The sequence below is a fragment of the Streptomyces sp. NPDC003327 genome (assembly GCF_053589515.1).
On sequence record NZ_JBSFSA010000098.1, the window covers coordinates 1 to 2,658 of the forward strand.

General features: G+C 68.4%; 2 protein-coding genes. One reads left to right on the plus strand and one right to left on the minus strand.

The annotated features are described in order from the left end of the window. Positions 1–211 precede the first annotated feature (211 nt). Positions 212–958, plus strand: a complete 747-nt coding sequence (locus tag ACWDVG_RS31565) for a DNA-methyltransferase (RefSeq protein WP_451704350.1) — start codon at positions 212–214, stop codon at positions 956–958. 95 nt (positions 959–1,053) lie between these two features. Here the strand turns inward: ACWDVG_RS31565 and ACWDVG_RS31570 are convergent, their stop codons facing one another. Beyond that, on the minus strand, positions 1,054–1,986 hold the full coding sequence (locus tag ACWDVG_RS31570) for a DUF5655 domain-containing protein (protein ID WP_451704352.1): 933 nt from the start codon (positions 1,984–1,986) through the stop codon (positions 1,054–1,056). Positions 1,987–2,658: the final 672 nt, after the last annotated feature.

Consider the following 2,658-nt stretch of genomic DNA (forward strand, 5'->3'; position numbering starts at 1 on the left):
CCCGCCCACGACCGGGCATCAGCAAGTTCCCCACCCATGAACACACCAACGAACGACCTGGCCACCAGTCACGGCAAACACCGTTGTAGTACTAGGTCCGGCCGGAATCCACGGCTAACCTCCGGCACAACCCCGCCAGAGACGAGCGCCGTTGCGCGCTGTCCGGCATGGGTTCCACGACCCTCCGCCCCCCGAAGAGAGGCCCTCCCCCATGAGCTACACGCTGCACCGAGGCGACGCCCTGACCGTCCTGAAGGCCCTCCCGGACGAGAGCGTCAACGCCGTGATCACCGATCCTCCGTACAACTCCGGCGGCCGTACGAGCTCGGAACGCACCGGCCGCACCGCGCGCGCCAAGTACGTCACCAGTAACTCGGCACACGACCTCGCCAACTTCCCTGGCGAGAACCGCGACCAGCGCTCGTACCGCTCCTGGCTGACCGAACTGCTCACCGAGGCGTACCGGGCCTCCACCGAGCACGCGGTCGCGATGGTCTTCACCGACTGGCGCCAGGAGCCGACCACGACCGACGCCCTGCAGATGGCCGGCTGGACCTGGAGCGGCACCCTCCCGTGGATCAAGCCCGCCAGCCGGCCCCGCAAGGGCGGCCCGAAGCAGGACTCCGAGTTCATCGTCTGGGGCGTCAAGGGATCACTCGACAACACCCGCGACCTCTACCTCCCCGGCCACTACATCGCCTCCCAGCCCCGCAAGGACCGTGTCCACATCACCCAGAAGCCCGTCGAGATCATGCAGCAGCTCATCCAGGTCTGCCCCGAGGGCGGCACCGTCCTCGACCCCTTCACCGGCAGCGGCTCCACCGGCGTCGCCGCCCTCCGGGAAGGCCGGAACTTCGTCGGCATCGAACTCTCCCCGCACTACGCCGACGTCGCCGAACAGCGCCTGCGTGCCGAACTGGAACAGGACGACTTCACCCTCGCCGGACCGGAGAGCTGATCATGAGAAACGAGAAGCCGGGGCCGGCGGACCACAGACGCCGAAGGGCGGCTGGAACATCGAGAACCGATGCTCCAGCCGCCCTTCCGCTTGTCTCAGGCCGCCTCGAACGCCCGCCGGATCAACGGCGCAGCCTTCTCCAGGTCCGCCGCCGAGCCGACACGAACCTCCAGGTCCCCCGTCCCCAGATGCCCGATACCGCGCATGTCCCGGGTGAAGCCCTCCTCCAGCACGACCGTGCCCGGGTCGAGTCTGAGATAGACCAGGATCACCTCGTGCTTCGGCCGGAACAGGACCGAGGCCACGTTCACCAGCCGCCGGTAGGCGACGTAGTGCTTGAGGGGCACCACCTCGACCTCGCCCCACGCCGTCAGCGCCTCGTCCACCTCCGCGAACAGATCCCGAAGGCAATCCGGAACAAGACCGGCGCCCGCCGGCGCCGGAACCGCCGGGGCCACCGCAGCGTCCTCGGCCCCCGCGTCCCGTGCGCGGCTCCGCCGGGGCGCCGCGCTCGGCACGCCGGGCGAGGAGTCCACGAGCAGCAGGCTCAGCAGCCCGCCCTCGAAGACCCGGTAACGCACCAGGTCGATCCGCTCCGGCACCCGCTGCACCGCCACCCGATCGTGGTGCGAGAAACCGGCCGCGATACAGACCATCCGCGGACGCCGCCAGTCGACGGACTCCGCCGCCTCCGCGCCCAGCACCTTCCGGACCAGCGCCTCGAACTCGAGCTGCGCCGACTCCAGCCACGCCATGTACGAGACCGCCTGCGACAGCACCCCGCTGTCGGACCCCTTCTTGAACTCGATCACCACCGGACTGCCGTTCTCATCCAGCCCCAGCGTGTCGATCCGCCCCCGATGCCACGGCCCGGTCGCGTACTCCGACGCCAGGAACCGGATCCCGAGCATCTGCTCCAGGCCGGCCTCGACCCGCCGCTGCAGCTCCACCTCCAGCGCCACCGTCGACCCGGACAGCTCGACATCCCGCCCGTCTGCGTCCTGCCGGAACAACATCAGCTCGGCCACCAGCGTCCCTCTCCGCGATCACTACAAGAGGAGCAATCGAAACCGGCCTGCGAGTATTCCAGCGGATGCCTGCGTCTCCTGCCTCGTCGGGCTACCGCTCGCTGTTTCTCCGCCAACGTGGACGCCTCGGGGCCGTTCACGGAAGATGATCAGCTGCGTTGGGCTGGCCAGGTTCCGACGGGTGCTGGACGCGTCACGGCCCTCGCGAAGTGGGCGTGGGGATCACCCCCGGGCGGCGTGGTTCAGCGTCGGATAGCGACGGCCTCGACCTCTGCGTTCATCGCGCGCAAGCGACGTGCCGACTGGAGGAGGGAGACCTGGGCGAAGGCGAAGAGGGAGTCGACAGTGAGCCTATTCCAACCTCACACCGGGGCGTGATGAGGGACGAGGAAGGCCGGGACGATCGCGGTGATGCGGTTGGTGCTGTAGCGGAGCTTTCGTAGAAGACGCCGACCCTTCAGGGTGGCCGTGGCCTGTTCGCCGAGGCAGAGGATCTTGGCGTGGGTGTTGTTGTGTGGGCGCTGCCGCCGTTCGAGGCGGTGGCAGCGGAAGGGTACTCGGATGCGGCCACCGGCATCTTGATACGCCTTGATGCTCCTATAGACGTCAAGTAGTTGAGATGGCGTGGCGAGCGCGGGGCTGGTTGAGAGCGTGGTAGACCTCCCGGGCTAT